The organism is Mucilaginibacter sp. P5_A6 (assembly GCF_056400585.1).
The window spans coordinates 466,620-485,546 of the sequence record NZ_JBFUKZ010000001.1 but is presented as its reverse complement, the minus strand read 5'-3'; the positions used below and the strand labels follow the sequence as shown (position 1 = coordinate 485,546).

Below are 18,927 nucleotides of genomic sequence, written 5' to 3'. Positions count from 1 at the left end.
CCCACACATGCAAAAACTTCCTATGCCCTGCAGCCGCACAGCCCCGCATTGTTTTGCCCGTTTTCGCCCGAAGCTGTTCTGCTGACACTTTTGGAAAAACGAAAGCTTTTGATTTCTAATCATTGCGAGTGGTAAAATTTCGCGAAACGCTGAAGGGGAAAATGACGTTTTAAAAGGTTTGTCATCCTGAACGCAGTGAAGGATCTATTCGCAGACTGTACAGGGCGAAAAAGCATGGCGAATAATAGATGCTTCACTCCGTTCAGCATGACAAAAGGCCTTTTTTGCAAACACGTCATGGGTAGCGGAGCGCGGCAACCGCGAACTGTACAGAGCCGCTATTTGGGTACTAACTTTACCTTGTACTAACCAATAACATCGTCCCGCTCATGGCCGCGGGAGGGCCTAGTCCTTTTTGTCTTGAAACAAAAAGGACCAAAAGACCGAGCATAGCGAGATAATGAGCACCAATAAAAACAAACAACAGCGAATAATTCAAGTCAGCAGAAATGCTTCTTTGCGCTCGGGGCCTTTACCCTGCAAAACGGGCAAAACCTGGGCTGGAATTATTTTGCCCTTGCCCGCATATCCCCGCACATGCAAAAACTTCCTATGCCCTGCAGCCGCACAGCCCCGCATTGTTTTGCCCGTTTTCGCCCGAAGCTGTTCTGCTGACACCTTGGGGGAAAACGAAAGCTTTTGATACAGGAAAAAACAGTAATGACGCGGTGGCTTTAGGGCTCACAACAACCATGTCATTGCGAGCGCAGCGCGGCAATCGCGAACTATGCAGATCCGCCCTGTAAAGCCTGCGATTGCTTCGTGCCTCGCAATGACATAGATTACATTAAAAAATACCCTGATAGTCAGTTACTTATAACCACATCATTATAAGACACGAAGTAATGAGCCCCACCCAACCCTCTCTGGAAGAGAGGGCTTAAAAAAACCGAAGATCAAAAAGTCTCCCCTACCGGGGGAGATTTAGAGGGGGCACTTTTCAAAACCCCTGGCTAATGGCGTGCAGGTAAGCCTCCCTATTCGACCTTTTAAAAACAATATCCCGGCACTTGTTGAATTGGACAAACGCTTTCAGCGCAGCTGTGATCTTCCCGATCATGGCTTCGTTGAGTTCCACGGCTTCAAAGTGGAGGTTATGCACAATCAGTACCTTTTGTTTCCTGTCGGCCTTGGCATCCATGCGGGCCACAAAAGTATCACCCACCAGTACCGGCAAACAAAAATAACCGTACTTGCGCTTAGCCGCGGGCACAAAACATTCAACCTGGTAATCAAAATCGAAAAAATCCTTTAACCGATGCCTGAATACGTTCAAGATATCGAACGGCGAAAGGATAAAAGCCTCACCCTGCAATTCGATGTCCGTTTTTTGATCACGCAGCATATAAAGCGGTGCGCTTTTCAGCCCTTCAATCAGCACCGTTTGCACTTCGCCGGCAGCTACCATTTTCTCCAGCTCCTTTTTTACTAAATTACCCTTCACGTAACGGGCGCGCCAGGCCATTTCCTTAACATAGACAACACCCAGCGCCCCCAGCGTACGCCTGATCACGTACCGGGCAAATTCTTCTGCTGCCGGCACCGTCACATCCGTATCCTGCGGAATTAAATTCATCGGCACATCATATACTTTATGAAAACTTTTGTTGCGGGTAATCATCAGTTTGCCGTCAAGGTACAGCCGTTCCAGCGCCACTTTAGCCGGGCGCCAGTCCCACCAGCCCGAACTGGCCTCCAGCCGGTCGTTCTCGAAATCCCCCACCATCAGCGGACCTTCGCGTTCCACCCGGTCGAGCACCTGTTTCATGAGCCGGGTTTCGGCCGGCGTTACAGGCTTCCTGTTTACCGCAAAACCTTCCTTAACCGGCAGCGAAAAGCGAAAATCTCCCATCGGGATGTAACCCGCGTCGGAGGTAAAATATTCAAAGATCCGGCCGTCTGCCGTTAGTTCCCCCAGCCATTCCGGCTCATAGTCCGGCACGCGCGCGGCCATCACGTGGTGATGCGCCCGCTCCACTACGTAATTGGTATCCAGCTGCACAAAACCGAGGTGATCAATCAGCCGGTAAACCGCTTCGCGGCCCGTTCCAAACTGCGCCTGGCGGGCCAATCCAGCGGCATGGAGGATGATTTTGCGGGCTTGGGGTTTTGAGAGTAGCGGTGTTTCCATGGTTACAAAATAATGGAATATTTTGGTGTGGGGTTAACTTCTTGATTTTTAATATGGGCGTTTCCCCGTTGGTAGAAACGGGGCCAGGCCTTTCATTCATACTGCACAGGCGTTAGGCACGGCCAGTGCGCAGGCCTTTTGGCCGGTATTCATTGCAGTCCTTAACGCCGGGAGGGGCGGGTAATGACAATAGGAATTTCAATTAATTATTTGACACACGAACAAAAGTTTAAGAATTATGGCGGCTAAATAACCACACTATTTTAATGTAATATTAGTTGCAGAAAAATAATAACTTAGTAAACTAAATTAATCTAAACCGATGGCGCTGAGCAACAAAGAAGAAATAAGTATTAATATTAATTGCTACTTAATCAAATTCCGAAAAAGAAATATTAAGGATTTATATTATAAAGTATCCGAGGTTTTTCTTAATAAAACATTCCCTCAAATACGACAAAATTTAATAACTTTTTTGGAAACTAAAACTTATAAAAATGATCCAGGAGATAGGATTTTATATATAGATCGAATTATTTCAACTAAGGATACTTACTATTCGGGAGTTTTAAAAAAAGGCTATAGTGGCCAAGAATCTTATATCGATGAATTAACGACAAATAAAGCAAATACGGTAACCACTGTATATGCTAATCAATTTAACTCATCTCCTTTTTACTTTCTGCTTGCCCAACCAGAAGTAAACTCGACGTACTTAATTTTCTTATCCCAAAGTTACAAACAGTTCGGTTTTAAAGAGCTATTTGAAGAAGCTTTTAAGAGGTTTTATAAAGATACAATCGGTGACGATTTTATCTGTGAGTTTAGTACGTTATCTATTGCATCCTTATTTGAGAAATATATCAATGATGGAGATATAAGAAAAATAAGATTTAAAAAACATGGGTTAACGCAGAATACTGAAAATTTGTTGTCAGACGAAGAGAGAACTGAATTGGAAAATTATGAAATGGAATTATCTGTGTTAGCCAGAAAAAAAGGATTTCTGGGGATTAAGAAAAAAATAATTACAGAAAACTCTTCATTTATTGAAACTGTTAAAATTCAGGATTTCGATTATGATGAGGTGTTTGCAGATGTTTCTTTCAACGGACGAAAAAGGGTTTTGAATATCACGCGCCCCGAAGATTTCAGCGCATCGTATGACCTAACAGATAAGGCCGAAATTAATCCTAATACTAAACATCCAAATTTCGATACCTTAAACAAAGAAGTTATTTCGTTATTAATGGAAGAGATAATTCCAAATGTCGACAAATGAGGTTGTTTGATAAAATTAACACTCAGCTTATCTTTAAAAAGCATATTCAAACTTTCTATAATTATGGAGAGGCGAATTCAACTGGAGTAAGAAATTCAACCACGAACGACCAAGTCGCTTTTATMTACTTTCCTATAATAGCCTCAATATTGATTTTTACTGCAGGTATTAGGATAAATAACGATTATATAAATATTGCCATCACATCTTTGTCAATTTTTGTCGGGCTATTGTTTAATCTGCTTATCTTGATATTTGATTTGGCAAAAAAACAGAAACAAATCATGAATGATTTGAGATCAAGAGAAGAGATTATCCCTCAAATTGAATCTGCAAAATACTTATTGATTAAGGAAGTCTTTATCAATATTTCATTTTCAATTGCGTTATCTATAATATCAATTATAGCAGTTTTATTACCCTGTATCAAACCAAAATTTCTCATTAATTATCTACAACATTACGAAGGTTATTGGATAATCAAATTAGCTTATCTTGCTATTACTAATTGCTTAGCTTTTTTCTTAATCATCGAATTTCTATTTGTTCTATTAATGATACTAAAAAGATTTTTTTTGATCTTCAACAGTGAAATCAATAACTAATAACTGCGTTATATTTCCCATATTTTTCACGCTCTAGTACTTAAAGATAATCTCGAGTACCGGTACCAAATAGAATAATGCATTAATCATCTATTTTGATTTCTCGAGATCGTAACACGAACAATAACCTTACAATTCAAATAGTTTTTTAATGACAAATTATAATACATTATTAGCAGGAGCAAAAGGACTTTTGGGAGACTGTGTAAAAATTCTTTCAAAGATAGGAGTTGAATATGCTGTAGTTGGAGGTTGGTCTCCATTAATTCTAAATTCAGGAGAAATTAAACATCCCGGCACCCATGATGTCGATTTATTGTTCAGCGATGGCAAGAAAGAGTCTGAACTCAAGGAAATCTTTAATTTGTTTCTATCAAATGGATACAAATCGTCTGCAAAGCACAATTTTCAATTGCTAAAAGTAATTTCAGTAGGAGGAGGTGATTTTGTTTACAACGTTGATTTTTTACATTCATCAGATAACCAAGGTAAGGGGGACATGTTTGTGGATCATTTGAAGCTTCCTGTTCCATTAAACGAATACCTTGACGAAACCTATATGCAGATGTCCATCAAAGCGCCTAATAGTGAGATCCTTTTTAAGGAAAGTTTGTTTGAAATGATTGATGAAGAATTTTTATTGCCGAATGGTAACATCGAGAAAGTTAGGTTCCCTCTCATTAATGAAGCCGGATTAATCATCACCAAAACAGATAGTGTAAAACAAGTCAAGCGTAAAAGAGATTCTTTTGATATTTATTTGGCAATAAAGCAAGCAAGAAACTATTCTCATTTGGTCGATATTTTCAAAAATTTAAAGCAAAAAGACACCGAATTATTTAATTCTCTTTATGGGATTAGGGAAGCTTTGAATCGCCATGGAATGATTTGGAATATATTAGAATATGCTTACCCTACCCATGAAAAAAGATCTATCAATAAGGACAAAGTTGAATGGGAAATAAATAAGTTCTTATCTGATGTCGGGTTAGAACCGCTAGCCAAACACAATTACGATAATTAATCCCCCCTTGGCACAAGTCTTGTGTGATTGCCTTGAGGGCAAGAGGAATTGTGACTTATTGGAAGCACAGGCCATCCATCCCGCGAAACCACAAACACAAGATCCGCGCTAACAAAGAAAAGTAATAAAAAATGTGATTTATTTTTCAAGTTCCTAATTAACAAACCATAATTAAATGGATAATATAAAAATCGAAATTCCAGCACCAGACTTTAGTTTTTCAGATGTTATTAAACTTAAAGCAAGCAATCTTACAAAAGATATAACTAAAGTTCTTATTCGTAATTCCTATCAGTATACTGATAATATCAATAATTTGATGCAGCAAATTGAACTTGAATGTGATAAGTTCAAAAATAAAAATCATCAGGTGATTTATTTAATCGAGTTTTTAAATCATTTGGCAGCACTTAAAGAAGATATGACTAATACTCCGGTTATATTATTGAGTAAAGGCGAGTTCGAAGAAAAGTCAGAAGATGCTAAATTCATTGATATAATAACACAATTTCAATTTTTTATATACAACTTATCTTCTCATTGCGGATACCACTTTGATGTCACTGCTTTTTCCCAAGATGAAGTAAACGATTTGAATACTAAAGTTGATGCTATTTTGAGCAAGCTAAACGAAGTTCAGTTGGGGCAAGAAATTATTTTTGATTCAATTGATGAATTAAAGAGTGATTTTCAATCGTTAAAAACTGATTTTCCATTGGGAAAAAAACGGTGGTATCAAAGAGCCTCAGGAATTGTTGTTTCATATTTAGGCACTAAGGGGGCGGACGAAATCTTCGCACTGTTAAAACCCTTAATAAAAGAATTAATTCATAACGACCCCGGATTAATGAAGTTATTATCAAGTTAGGATTCAAGGTTTTGTGAGATTGCCTACGGGTTGATGACTTGCGACTTATTTACAAAACATGTTGTAGAGCAGGTCATCCCTTTAGATTAAGAAATCGAATACTACCAACTGATTAATAACCAGTTGCTTCGGCTTATAATAATTGGTCTTCAACAACCTTCACGATGACCTTTACTTGTTGGTCTTTTTTATTTCTGTAGCTGGTTTTCTATGCCGGAAAATTTCTTGCTTAATCCTAAAGAAGGCGTAAATCAAGAGGGTTAAACCCAGGATCCAAAACAGGGCATAAAAATTTCTTAGCTTCTCCATTTAAAACAAATATCGGCTAATAATTATAATATGAGTTTAGGTTTTGGCGAAAAAATGTGCAGCAGCTTGTATGTTGCACAAGATCTCTCTTTCGCGCTTTCACACATTCCCTCCCCTGCTCTATCGAGATGACAATTTCTAAAAAACAGGAATATGGTAAATGTAGTGCTCTTGTTTTCCCCAAAGTGTCAGCAGAACAGCTTCGGGCGAAAACGGACAGAACGATGCGGGGCTGTGCGGTTGCAGGGCACCCCCTTGGCGCAAGTCTTGCGTAACGGAAATGAGCGATGGCTGACTTGTGACTCCTTTAGATTAGGTCAAGAATCGAATACTACCAATTGGTTAATAGTCAGTTGCTTCGGCTTATAATAATTTAGCTCCCCAACACCCCTCACCATGACGATCACGGGGTCGTCTTTTTTATTTCAGTAGCTGGTTTTCTATGCCGGAAAATTTCTTGCTTAATCCTAAAGAAAGCGTAAATCAACAGGGTTAAACCCAGGATCCAAAACAGGGCATAAAAATTTCTTAGCTTCTCCATTTAAAACAAATATCGGCTAATAATTATAATAACTGAATTTAGGTTTTGGCTAAAAAATGTACAGCAGCTTGTATGTTGTAGAAGATCGTATGTATGAAATGGTAAAAAGGCAAAAGAGAGTTCTTGAAAAAAAGGTTGTAGATTAAAGTGAAAACATTGAACAAACACTTTAAATCAAGAACTCATGGAACAAGTTACACAATTAGACTTTAGCGGACAAAAGATTTTTGTAGGCATTGATGTTCACAAAAAATCATGGAAAGTTTGTCTTCGCAGCCAACACATGGAACTGAAGGTATTCTCACAAAATCCGTCGGCCCGGGAATTGAGCAATCACCTGAAACACAATTATCCTTCAGCAGATTACCGGGTGGTTTACGAAGCCGGATTTTGCGGGTTTGGTTACCAGCGCGAATTTAGTGAATCGGATATCCACTGTATTGTCGTAAACCCGGCCGATGTCCCTACAACAGACAAGGAAAGGCAGCGTAAATCAGATACTGTTGACTGTCGTAAATTAAGTAAAACGCTAAGTGAAGGCGGGCTTAAAGGTATTTTTGTACCGGATGTTGAGCAGCAGGACGACCGGGGCATCATCCGCGTTTACCAGCAAATGATTAAAGACCAGACACGCTATAAAAACAGGATCAAAGGCTGGCTTAATTTCCAGGGCATAGCCGTAACAGAAGAGGCTGATAAGTATTGGTCAAATAATTATATCCAGTGGCTCAAGGCGCTATCCTTAACCCCGACGGCAAGGATAAACCTGGATATCCTGTTACAGGGATATACACAGGCACGTACTATGGTTTTACAATCTACCAGGCAAGTACGGATATTATCCAGGCAAACCCGTTATGATGATAAAATTGAACTCATCAGGACTATTCCGGGTGTAGGTGAGATTACCGCTTTATTGTTCGTTACAGAAATCGGAGATATTAACAGGTTTAAAACGCTTGATTCCTTGTGTGATTATGTGGGGCTTGTACCCAATACCCATAGTACCGGTGGCAAAGAGATCATACTGGGGCTTACCAACCGCGCCCATCATCAGTTGAGTGAAAAGCTTATCGAAGCAAGCTGGATAGCTATCCGTTTAGATCCGGCCATGACACTGGCTTTTGGTGAACTTTGTAAACGAATGAAAAAGAATAACGCTATTATCAGGATAGCTAAAAAAATGCTTAACAGGATACGCTACGTGATGAAGAATCAAAAGCCCTATGTACCTGCAGTTGTAAAATAAATTAAACAGGATAAGCAATGCTGATAAAACCCATCTGTTTTTTTATCGAATTGGCAAACCGAAGAGAGAAATCCGCAGCCCGAAAGGTGTCTGTTTTTCGAAGGCTACGGTTGCCATTTTTATCAAATAATATGAACGCGATCATGCGGCCTGCATTCACAGTGTCTGCTTATAGGAGATTGATTGGTTAATTTTATCAAAGCATTAAAACATATTATTTAAAGCTATCGAAGGTTTTTTTAGCCATTCATGAAAAGGATAGACCATAAAAAAGCCTCTCTCACGAGAGGCCGATTATCCAATTCAACAGATCCTATTGCTGACAGGTTGCTCCTCAGCAGAGCCTGTTTCCCCTTCTGATCTGCAATGAAAGTTAAAGAAATATGGCCACGCTTTGCATAATCATTTATAAATTATAGCTTTATGTAATCTATTATCATTCTTTCACGAACAATTGGCCTGTTTATCGGCAAATTTCATCATAGGAGATTTCTCTTTCGCGCTTTCGCACATTCCTTCCCCTGCTCTATCGAGATGACAATTTGGTAAAAGACAAAAATATGGTAAACGAAGTGCTCTTTTTTCCCCAATGTGTCAGCAGAACAGCTTCGATTTTTTGTCTGAACCTGAATTTTCCGAATTGGAGAATTGCCGGAATTTTAGCTGCATATGTTAATAAAAAGCCCTCTTCTTCCCCAAAGTGTCAGCAGAACAGCTTCGGGTGAAAACGGCCAAAACGATGGTGGGCTGTGCGGTGGTAGGGCATAGGAAGTTTTTGCATGTGCGTGGGGCTGGGTGCGCCGGGGCAAAATAATTCCAGCCCAGGTTTTGGCCGTTTTGCAGGGCAAAGGCCCCGAGCGCAAAGAAGCATTTCTGCTGACTTGATTTTTGGTTACTTTTCATCAAGGAAAAGTAACTAGGCCCTCCCGCGGCCATGAGCGGGACGGTGTTATCGGTTACTATATAACATTGTTAGCTACGAGATTGCCAGGCCGTTCTTGCACCGATTGAGTGGCACAAAGCAATTCCAACTTTACAGGGCGACTCTGCTAATCGGGGATTGCTTCGTGCCTCGCAATGACGGTGGTAGAGAGCGGCGGATTGCTTTTGAGCCTGGCAATGACGGGTGTAAAAAGGCTCCTATCTTCGGACGAAAATGTGCAGCAGCTTGTATGTTGTGCAAGATCTCTCTTTCGCGCTTTCGCACATTCCCTCCCTGCTCTATCGAGATGACAATTGGTAAAAAACAGGATTATGGTAAACAAAAAGCTCTTGTTTTCCTCAAAGTGTCAGCAGAACAGCTTCGGGTGAAAACGGCCAAAACGATGGTGGGCTGTGCGGTGGCAGGGCATAGGAAGTTTTTGCACGTGCGTGGGGCTGAGTGCGCCGGGGCAAAATAATTCCAGCCCAGGTTTTGGCCGTTTTGCAGGGCAAATGCCCCGAGCGCAAAGAAGCATTTCTGCTGACTTGATTTATTCGCTTGTTATTTGTTTTTTATTGGTGCTCATTATCTCGCTATGCTCGGTCTTGGTTACTTTTCATCAAGGAAAAGTAACTAGGCCCTCCCGCGGCCATGAGCGGGACGGTGTTATTGGTTACTATGTAACATTGTTAGAACCTGTATAACCGAGATTGCCACGTCGTTCCTACACCAATTGAGTGGCACGAAGCAATGCCAAACTTTACAGGGCGACTCTGCTAATCGGGGATTGCTTCGTGCCTACCCATGACAAGTTGTAGAATCCCAGACTTACGAAGTTTTAAAAACTTCGTAAGTCTTTCGCCGATTTGTCATTCCCCCTTCAGTGTTTCGCGAAATTTTACCACTCGCAATGACGGGTGTGTAGAAGGCGGCCCGGCTAATCGGGGATTGCTTCGTACCTCGCAATGACGGGTTTGAAAGGCAGCCCTTGGCGCAAGTCTTGTGTGGCTGCCTTGAGGGTAAGAGGACTTGTGACTTTATGGAAGCACAGGTCACCTATCGCGCAAAACCCCGAACACAAGACCTGCGCTAAAAAAGGGCAAGAGGACTTGTGACTTATTGGAAGCACAGGTCACCCATCGCGCAAAACCCCAAACACAAGACCTGCGCTAAAAAATGGAAACCGGAATTAGTTAATATTTTAATAACTCCCAGGTAATCATATATCTAACAAATGATTATAGGTACGGGTAAACATTTGCCGGATCAGGTGTTTCTGGTTATCAATATTGCCAGCGGCCCTGTTAACCAACAAATATCCGCTAACCGCTTCATAAGTAAAATGTTCAAAAGTCTGATCCCAGCTCTCCTAAATGTTCCGCTGTTCGAATGGTCCGACTTCGAACGACTATGCCTGTAGTTTGCAACTACCTGTATGTATAGCAAAAGTAGCACGCAGCACAAGTAGTCTATAGACTACTTTACATATCGGTTCGAAGTCGGAGACATTCGAACAGCGGGCGTGGTTCATTAGTTTATTAGTGGATGGCGGATAATTGCTTGAGCAGGGAAGCCCAAGTCTGCCATCGCTCAAAACCGCGCCCAAGACCTGCGCTAAGAGCGTTTTCTCCCCCAGCGGGGGAATAGCTTTGTAGCAAAAAAAAACAATGATGGTGCTCCGTGCCAGAGGTACGGAACCTTAGGTAGCGTACCTCTGGCATGCAAAAGATTGTTAATTTATTTGTACTACCAAGCTTTTCTCCCCTGGAGCAGCCCATTAGCGCCGCCGCTACCGCAAGCATTTTTCTGCTGCCACATGAGCGGACGAAATGATACCCAATTCACATTAGCTGTACAAAATTTCCCACCTATGTTACAGTTTCACAATAGTTTATTAATTATTAAATTGTTATCCTGATATTTAGCTAAACGATTAATAGTTAGGGTTGGGGAGGGTTGATTAAAGGCGGCCTTCCCCATTATTTAAAGCCCTTATCTGCCCCCGGGTTTGTGTACCCGCATGCAAATTACAGGTATATCGCAAGCACTTTTTCGTTGCCGCTCCAGGCTTATGCGCCCGCCCGCAAATCACAATGCTTTTATAAACCACTAAGCTTACACCTTACCACCAAACTACGTTAGTGAAGTGGATACCGGCCAATGTGCGCAACGCCCGCGACGGGCATCGGGGCAGGCCTGCAGGCGTATGAACGTACAGCACGGGCCCCAACTTCTACCGGTTGGGGTAACGCCATTATTAAGATTTGCTGGCGCAATTATTGCTCATCTTCGGAGGGTTAACATCTCTGCTGCCGATACTAAGTTTATGCTGAAATTTTCCTGCAAAAATATTTTTAATACCTGTTTATTAAGACACCATTATGAATACTTTTAATCATACTGCCGGAAATGAGCATGTTATTGACGACACGGTTATTTACTACGAAATAACCGGCAATAAGGACGGCCCTGTTATGCTGCTGCTGCATGGCGGCTTTGGGAGTATGGAAGATTTTAATCCAATTTTGCCTTTACTGCTCAGCACTTATTGTGTAATTGGTGTTGACAGCCGGGGGCAGGGTCAATCTACTTTAGGTAGCAAAAAGCTAAGTTACGGGCAGCTGCAAAAGGATATAGAAAGTTTATTGCAGCACCTGGATATAAAACAGCTCAGCATTATTGGTTTTAGCGACGGAGGTATTATAGCCTATCGTTTGGCGGCGTTTAGCACACTAAAAATTGATAAGTTAATTACCATAGGATCAAGGTGGCATATTAATGATGCGCTGCAAACAAAGGATCTTTTTTTAAGAATTACCCCGCAAAGCTGGGAAAATAAATTTCCCGAAACAGTTGCGCTATACAAACGCTTAAATGCTGAAGCTGACTTTAACCGTTTGTTCCCGGCCGTTGTTGCTATGTGGCTTGATGATGATAACACCGGTTACCCCAACGAGCAAATTACCCAGGCCAGTTGTGCTTTATTTATTGTTAGAGGCGATAACGACCATTTAACCACCCGAAAAAGCGTGGCTAAACTTGCCGATTTAGTTAAAGGTGCCGCGCTGCTAAATATTGCCTTCGCCGGGCATGCTGCCTATACCGACCAGTACGAAATATTTAAAATAGCCTTAAAACAGTTTTTAGGTAAAAAAAGCTAAAAGCAGAATGCATAAAGCTAAAAGCAGAATGCATAAAGCTAAAAGCTATGCCACTACCGCCTCGTGATCGTCATTGCGAGAGCTAAAATCCGGGAACTCTGAAGGGGGGAATGACGTTGCTAAAAGGGCTGTCAGTCTGACAGCCCTTTACACCTTGAAAGTCGAATATGTCATGGTAGATACGAAGCAATACTATACAGAGTGGACCGGTCTATTTATTTATTAGGAATCAAAAGCTATCATTTTCCCTAATGTGTCAGCAGAACAGCTTCGGACGAAAACGGGCAAAACAATGCGGGGTTGTGCGGCTGCAGGGCATAGGAAGTTTTTGCATGTGCGGGGGGATGTGCGGGCAAGAGCAAAATAATTCCAGCCCAGGTTTTGACAGTTTTGCAGGGCAGAGGCCCCGAGCGCAAAGTAGCATTTCTGCTGACTTGAATTTTTTGGTCCTTTTTGTTTCAAGACAAAAAGGACTAGGCCCTCCCGCGGCCATGAGCGGGCCGATGTTGCTCCGTTACTACAAAGTAAAGTTAGCACCCAAATAGCAGGCTCTGTACAGTTTGGGATTATCAACGTTGTGTTTTGATTTTTATAGGTATTGATGAGCTCCCTGCGGTCGGTTATCTTCGTGCCTCGCGATGACGGGTTTGTTGTTGGGTTCTAAACCCAAGGTGTCATTTAAAAAGGCACAGGCGCACAACCCCTGTTGCGCGCCTGTGCCTTCAATAATTAATAATGGTTGTTATGCCACCACAACAACATGTACCGTGTAACCGCCGGTTACCATGTTGCCTATGCGTTGCACGGCCCTGAATAAAAAGCTTTGCCCAACTTCGGCATCATGCGGAACGCGCCCGCTGATTTCTAAAGTGCGGCTTTCCCCGGCCTCGAACCTTGCGGTGTGGTTTGCATCCGAATGTTCAATTGCTTCTTCCAGCCATTCCTCAATTTTATGCAAACCGCGTAACAGTAACCTTTCGGCAAATAATATGCCCGGGCTTGTAAATATAGATGGCTCATCTTTAAACCCAAGACTTAAAGGCACAGCTGCATCTGCCGGCGTAATATTACCGGGCAGGCTTGCGGCACGCAGTTTCAGCAAGGGATGAATCTCGGTTGTGCGCAGTTGCTGCACATCAAACCGCAGTTCGCGGGCGGTATTGGTAATGTTGACCGCCTTTACGCGGGTGATAAATGATTCGCCTTTTTTAAGCATAATTAGCTGCTCGTTTTTTTGGCCCACGTGCCTGTCGTCCAATGGGTCCATGGGCGAGGTAAGCGGGTCGAAATTTTGTATAAAGGCTTCGGCAATAAGGCACTCATGGCCGCCGTTTTCTACCACAGGCACCCAGGGAGTCGGGCACTGAACGGTAACCGACCAGCCCGATGGCACATCCGCAAAGCCAATACCAATTAAATGCGCGGTAGCCTCGGTTATTGCCATAGAGGGATTTGCCCACCAAAATTTTACCATAACACCCGATGCATTTTGCTGGCCGTAATTGTTAACCCTGGCAAACAGCGTATTTTGCTCGCCAACCACAGGCTGGTTTATCCCCAGCGAGCTTTTTACCCAAACATCCGGCGATTCCCAGAATACCGTTCCCGGCGCAAGCGGCCTATCGCCAAAGTCGCCAAAGTTGGCTCTTACTGTAAGCCAGGGTGTATAATGCCTGCCTCCTTCGCGGCCAAATTTCAATACCGGGATTTTTGGCGCGAGGATGCGGTTCTCGTTTCCCTTGCCATTGTTGCCAAAAGGGCTTTTCTTTTTATCAGTTATTTCATTTATATTTTCCATGATCCGTTTTTCTTTTTGTTGTTTTTAAATCAGTGATTTACTTTATGCTTCCTGTGTATCCAAAACCGGTGGCATAGCCGGGTTCGACCCCATTTGCGGGTCCCATGCGTTCCAGCCATAACCGCGATCGCCATCCAGGTTGTAATCGGGCAATTTTGCACCGCCCGCAGCAATCACCTGCACGGCATTTGATACGGCATCGCCAAAAAATACTTCGCTGGTTGGATACGGGCCATTTGCCATAATACCGCCATTATGCAGCCCGAAGCCGTTAACCAACTTGTGGGGATATAAGTTGGCGGCAATTAGGTTTGCGGTAGGCGCTGCTTCCACATCAGCAGTAAGCGGATAAACCACAAAATTCAAATCGGCAAATGGGCCTACGGCGCTGCTTTTATCCATCTGGCGTGGATAGCGCGATTGAGCGCCTGTGGCCTTACCATCATCGCTAAGACTGTTTGTTTTGCACAACGGTACGCCGGTTACATTGGGCACAGGTGATATATCGGGGTTAAACGGTGGTGTAAGGTCGGTAGCCGGCAAAGTTTCGTCGATGCCATTTATATTTACCTGCGCGCCAAGCATTACCGGCGGCGGGTAAGCCAAACCGGCCATCACTAGGGCATCCTGTAAGGCGTTTTCGGCATCAATAACAGTTTTCCGGAGCCAGAACAATTCGTTGGCAACTGTATCCCAATCAATTATAGGCTGGTTTAACGCTATACCCAATGCAGCCAGGCCGTCGGGAAGATCGCCGCCCAATATCAAAAGCGCGCCAAAAATTGCCAGCAGGATAGCGCAAATAGCCGCCCCGATATTTACACCCGCCTGAGACGGAGTAGGCGTTGTACCCGACGAGATCCAGGCCGGCTCGGGCATACCTGTACCCGGGCCTACAACGTTGCTGCCCAAAGGCCCCTTGCCCGATGTCATGAACCAATAAACGGCAAAGGCGCCAACATAGGCCTTAGGTAAAGTTTGATCGTCAAAGGCCGGGATACCAAGCCCAACAATTGGTTGCTCGGCAGTGTAGGTATCGTTAAATGCCTGGGTGAACATGTCGTTAATTTCGGTAGGGAACTGGTTGGGAAGGGTTCCCAGGTCGCCGGTTGCTACTGCTTTAAGGGCATCGGGCACATCCTGGGGCGCCGGGCCGCTCAGGTGACCCACATTAAATTCATTTTGCAGGTTTGCGCCATTGCATAACGCCGGCCAGCCGCTGCCCGCTACGGTATCAAAATAAACAGGCGAAGGATTATCACCAGTCATGGTTGGCGCGGTAGCCTGCTCAAAAAAACCGAAGGTCCATGAGTCAACAAAATTGCCAACCAGGCGGTTTCTCCACCAATGGGTACGGTATGGCCCGCCGGTAATGTTGTTAATAAACGGCTCGGCTGTTACCGATGTTGATAAATGGCAAAGCCAGCCAAATGCATACGCTTTTTGATTATCGCTTGAAGCATTTGCCTGTAGTGCCTGTGCAAATTCGCCGGTTTTATGCCAGCGCAGGAACTCGTAGCGCCTGTCGAGCGTAACGTTATCGGGAGCGGGGAAAGCCTGGTTCATTTCCATCCATGGGCCAAGGGTGAGTATGCTGCCAACCACAACCTGCAATAAAGCAATTGATGATGGCAAGCCTTTAAGCCCGTTGGCTAAACCCAGCATACCAGGCATTTGATCTAATATAGTGGGCAGGTTTTCAAGCACCTCTGTATTGCTGTGGTCGGCCACAAGACCTGCCAGCAGGTTAAAAAAATCGGTTACTTTATCTAAAGTGGGCCATACCTGTACTACAAGGCCGCTAAACAGCACCGAGTATATGGCGCCCAGCGGGTTAAAGTAAAGCTCAAACGCCATCACCGGGTTGGTGGTGGTAAGGTTTGACATTGCTGTTTGAATTTGCGTGGTAGCCGTAGCTATTTGCGCCTGCGTTAGCAATGTTCCGGAGGTTGTCGAGGGGATAAAGTTACCAAGGAAGGAAGCAAGTTCCTGGCTTACCGGCATATACCGTAGCATATCGGGGCCCATGGCGCCCAATACGGCAAATTGTTTAAGCTGGCTGTTCGCCGGATTTTGCAGCATTAACGCCATGGCATCGCTTTGGGCCGCGCGTTGTTCTATTACCTGGTTCAGTACTTCTATATGAAATGCGAGATTTGGCATGATGTATTTATTTAATGATTAAAAAATGGTATTATTTAATTCTTCTGATGGATTGTTAAAACGGACTTTGCCTGTCATGGACCAGGGCCTGTGCGTTTCTTAATTGCTTTCATGTTTATAGGTGATTTTGGTGCTTACTCTTTGAGCGGATTTTCTGCTTTCTCCGTATTACTTTTCTGTGGAATAAAAGTAGAGGGCCTGGTATTAATCGGCATCAGTAAAACCCCTTGACTTTATTGCGTATTACTACGGAATTTTAACTAATGGTTATACGCCACTTAGTTGAAGAGGCTAATGGGGTGATTCACAAGCTATATAGGTTTGGCAATTTGCTTTTTATCCTGATTTCTGTTAGCTTTAGCCTAAGCTTAAAACTGCTGCCTGAACTATCATAAAAAAAGTATCATGAAAAAAATTTTAATGAGCGCGGTTGCCTTAACCGTTTTTTCGCTTTCGATTATCCTATTTCAAATAAGTTGTAAAAAAGAAGCCGTTGCCGATGTAACGCCGGGTTCGTCGTCAATCAAGGGATTGTGGATTGGCACCTATACCACTGATACCCATGCCGACTTTGGCGAGCAATATTTTAGCCTGATTATTAAGCCGGACGGCACCATGATTGCCGACACCAAGGGGGCGTCCCAGCAGCACTTAGCGCCTGGTACCTGGGCATTAAAAGGCGATACCCTTAACTGTACTTTCACTTGTGTTTATGGAATTGCATCCAATATCGGGGTAACAGAAACCGCCATTGCTGTTTGGGACAAAGCGGCCAAATTACACGGCATATGGAAAAATTACCCTAACCCTACCGGATCAGGAACTATTACTTTGACGAAAGTCAACTGAGGTTGGATTTGAGATGTGAGATATGAGATTTGAGATTCTATTGTTTAAGCTCTAAAGAAGTTAACCCATAGTCTGAAAGTCTTTTGTCTGATAATCCTTTGTCTGATAGTCCTTCGTCCGAAAATCCTTTATCCAAAAATCCATTATCAAAACATTTAAACCCCTAAGCATGTAGTACCCTGTATGCGGTACCTGGCTTTGTTATTTATTGTCGCAATGGCGCTTAGCAGTTGCCATGGTTGTGGCAAAGAAGCTGTGGTGATGGATTCGGCAACAAGGCCGCGCGCCGATACCCTGCCGCCCCCTCCACCCGATAGCGCCGGTTTTGTAACCAAAATAACTACCGGCAGCACAACGCCTGATAGCCTGGTTGCTTTTGCCAAAAGCCTCGAGGGCATCCCCTACCTATACGCCTCTACCGATCCCGAACGGGGCTTTGATTGTTCGGGCTATATTACCTATGTATTTAATCATTTTAATATTGCTGTGCCCAGGCGGTCGGTTGATTTTAACTACGTAAACCGGCAGATCCCCCTCGCCCGCGCCAAAACCGGCGACCTGGTGCTTTTTACCGGCCTCGACAGCATGGTGAGAGTGCCGGGGCATATGGGTATTTTAATTGTAAGCGCAAAGAAAACACTCACGTTTTTACATTCCACATCGGGCAAAGCCAACGGCGTAACCGAGACTCCTTTTACCCCCTATTACACTTGCAGGTACTTAAAAACCATCCGGGTATTCAGGCGAAATGACGATTAGATCCGGTTTTTTTGGACGAAGGACTTTCAGACGAAGGACAAAAGGGTAGTTTTGGGCTCTATGAGAGTCCAATGGGGATTCTAAGCCGGCATGTTTTTTATCTTTTCATCCTTTTTCTGAAAGTCCTTTGTCTGAAAGCCCTTCGTCCTTCCTCCGGTAGTCCGTCTTAAAATACGTAAAACTACCTGCGTAAATACCGTATTTTAACGGGCATTATAAGCACAAATGTTATCGATATTTATTAAAAAATATATTTAATAAATATCATCATAACCTTAAACCGAATTTGACATGCCCGCATTACCTCTTATCAAACTGAACAGTACAGGCCAGGCTGTAGAAAACTGGCAGGACTTTTTAATTGGACAGGATTTATTAATTGAACCAGCTGATGGAGTTTTCGGCCCTCTAACTTTGGCTGCTACCATCGCGTTTCAAAAAACCGCTGGCTTGCAGCCTGATGGCGTGGTTGGTAATAAAACTTATGGCGCTGCCATGCAAATTGGTTTTAACGGCGTACAGGACGACCGCACAGGCAAGGAAGGCGCCGACTGGCCGCCAAAACCTGATTTTGAACCATTAGTTAGCAATGCCCAGCGCCAGGCTGTTTTTGGGGAATTTAAATTTGTGGCCGATCCGCAACCGGGCGATAAAGAACACATCAGGGTAACCGATAACTGGGCAAAGGATAATATCATTTTGGTTCCGGTACCGCAATTAAAAAACATCGGTGGTAGTACGCATATCGAGTTTCATAAACTGGGGGCCAATCAGCTGATTAAACTCTGGGCGGATTGGGAAGCGGCAGATTTGCTCCACCTGATCCTGGTTTGGGACGGATCATACAACCCAAGGTTTGTGAGGGGCAGTGCCAAGACTTTAAGTAACCATGCGTTTGGGTCGGCATTTGATATCAATGCAAAATGGAATGCCTTCGGTTCCCAACCTGCATTAGTAGGTCAAAAAGGATGTGTGCGGGAGTTGGTAACGATAGCCAATGCTAACGGTTTTTATTGGGGAGGACATTTTACAAAACAGGACGGAATGCATTTTGAAGTGGCCCGGATCCAGCCATAATTGCGCTCGCTTTTCGTCCTTTTAGAACTATTTAACGTAGCTGGAGTTATATATAACTTGAGCAGCAACGAAACAAAGTTGTTGGAACAATTATCAAATCAAAAAATTAAACACTTAATTAAAAAAAGG

At 43.4% G+C, this 18,927-nt stretch carries 11 protein-coding genes; 8 read left to right on the top strand and 3 right to left on the bottom strand.

Features of this window, described 5'->3' with window-relative positions:
• Positions 1-1,000: 1,000 nt before the first annotated feature.
• A complete protein-coding gene (locus tag AC1DO4_RS02015) occupies positions 1,001-2,191 on the bottom strand; it encodes a winged helix-turn-helix domain-containing protein (protein ID WP_477412476.1) in 1,191 nt (396 codons plus the stop codon).
• A 322-nt stretch (positions 2,192-2,513) separates the two neighbouring features.
• On the opposite strand from AC1DO4_RS02015, the gene AC1DO4_RS02010 reads away from it, so the two are divergent.
• From AC1DO4_RS02010 to AC1DO4_RS01990, 5 genes are all read left to right on the top strand, one after another.
• Positions 2,514-3,473, top strand: a complete 960-nt coding sequence (locus AC1DO4_RS02010) for a hypothetical protein (RefSeq protein WP_477412474.1) — start codon at positions 2,514-2,516, stop codon at positions 3,471-3,473.
• 756 nt (positions 3,474-4,229) lie between these two features.
• Positions 4,230-5,102 carry a hypothetical protein gene (locus AC1DO4_RS02005; RefSeq protein WP_477412472.1) on the top strand — a complete coding sequence of 291 codons (873 nt, stop codon included), beginning with the start codon at positions 4,230-4,232 and terminating at the stop codon, positions 5,100-5,102.
• A gap of 175 nt (positions 5,103-5,277) precedes the next feature.
• A complete protein-coding gene (locus AC1DO4_RS02000) occupies positions 5,278-5,970 on the top strand; it encodes a hypothetical protein (protein ID WP_477412471.1) in 693 nt (230 codons plus the stop codon).
• A gap of 1,034 nt (positions 5,971-7,004) precedes the next feature.
• Complete coding sequence (locus tag AC1DO4_RS01995; RefSeq protein ID WP_477412469.1) at positions 7,005-8,069, top strand: IS110 family RNA-guided transposase; 1,065 nt, start codon at positions 7,005-7,007, stop codon at positions 8,067-8,069.
• 3,303 nt (positions 8,070-11,372) lie between these two features.
• Positions 11,373-12,152 (top strand): alpha/beta fold hydrolase, encoded by a 780-nt coding sequence (locus AC1DO4_RS01990; protein WP_477412467.1) that lies wholly within the window; start codon positions 11,373-11,375, stop codon positions 12,150-12,152.
• Between the two features lie 742 nt (positions 12,153-12,894).
• Here AC1DO4_RS01990 and AC1DO4_RS01985 read toward each other — a convergent pair.
• Together AC1DO4_RS01985 and AC1DO4_RS01980 are read right to left on the bottom strand one after the other, a co-directional pair.
• Positions 12,895-13,950: a hypothetical protein gene (locus tag AC1DO4_RS01985; RefSeq protein WP_477412465.1), complete on the bottom strand. Its 1,056-nt coding sequence runs from the start codon at positions 13,948-13,950 to the stop codon at positions 12,895-12,897.
• A 42-nt stretch (positions 13,951-13,992) separates the two neighbouring features.
• Positions 13,993-16,113 carry a hypothetical protein gene (locus tag AC1DO4_RS01980; protein WP_477412464.1) on the bottom strand — a complete coding sequence of 707 codons (2,121 nt, stop codon included), beginning with the start codon at positions 16,111-16,113 and terminating at the stop codon, positions 13,993-13,995.
• A gap of 405 nt (positions 16,114-16,518) precedes the next feature.
• Here AC1DO4_RS01980 and AC1DO4_RS01975 point away from each other — a divergent pair, with 405 nt between their 5' ends.
• The 3 genes from AC1DO4_RS01975 (at position 16,519) to AC1DO4_RS01965 (ending at position 18,798) form a co-directional block, all read left to right on the top strand.
• Complete coding sequence (locus AC1DO4_RS01975) at positions 16,519-16,962, top strand: hypothetical protein (protein ID WP_477412463.1); 444 nt, start codon at positions 16,519-16,521, stop codon at positions 16,960-16,962.
• A gap of 183 nt (positions 16,963-17,145) precedes the next feature.
• Entirely contained in the window at positions 17,146-17,721 is a 576-nt protein-coding gene (locus tag AC1DO4_RS01970) for a C40 family peptidase (protein ID WP_477412462.1), read from the top strand.
• A gap of 291 nt (positions 17,722-18,012) precedes the next feature.
• Entirely contained in the window at positions 18,013-18,798 is a 786-nt protein-coding gene (locus AC1DO4_RS01965; RefSeq protein WP_477412461.1) for a M15 family metallopeptidase, read from the top strand.
• Positions 18,799-18,927 lie beyond the last annotated feature (129 nt).

Bases quoted from the DNA above. Each gene is read 5' to 3' on its own strand.
- AC1DO4_RS02015 (WP_477412476.1), bottom strand. From the start codon at position 2,191: ATGGAAACACCGCTACTCTCAAAACCCCAAGCCCGCAAAATCATCCTC.
- AC1DO4_RS02010 (WP_477412474.1), top strand. From the start codon at position 2,514: ATGGCGCTGAGCAACAAAGAAGAAATAAGTATTAATATTAATTGCTAC.
- AC1DO4_RS02005 (WP_477412472.1), top strand. From the start codon at position 4,230: ATGACAAATTATAATACATTATTAGCAGGAGCAAAAGGACTTTTGGGA.
- AC1DO4_RS02000 (WP_477412471.1), top strand. From the start codon at position 5,278: ATGGATAATATAAAAATCGAAATTCCAGCACCAGACTTTAGTTTTTCA.
- AC1DO4_RS01995 (WP_477412469.1), top strand. From the start codon at position 7,005: ATGGAACAAGTTACACAATTAGACTTTAGCGGACAAAAGATTTTTGTA.
- AC1DO4_RS01990 (WP_477412467.1), top strand. From the start codon at position 11,373: ATGAATACTTTTAATCATACTGCCGGAAATGAGCATGTTATTGACGAC.
- AC1DO4_RS01985 (WP_477412465.1), bottom strand. From the start codon at position 13,950: ATGGAAAATATAAATGAAATAACTGATAAAAAGAAAAGCCCTTTTGGC.
- AC1DO4_RS01980 (WP_477412464.1), bottom strand. From the start codon at position 16,113: ATGCCAAATCTCGCATTTCATATAGAAGTACTGAACCAGGTAATAGAA.
- AC1DO4_RS01975 (WP_477412463.1), top strand. From the start codon at position 16,519: ATGAAAAAAATTTTAATGAGCGCGGTTGCCTTAACCGTTTTTTCGCTT.
- AC1DO4_RS01970 (WP_477412462.1), top strand. From the start codon at position 17,146: ATGCGGTACCTGGCTTTGTTATTTATTGTCGCAATGGCGCTTAGCAGT.
- AC1DO4_RS01965 (WP_477412461.1), top strand. From the start codon at position 18,013: ATGCCCGCATTACCTCTTATCAAACTGAACAGTACAGGCCAGGCTGTA.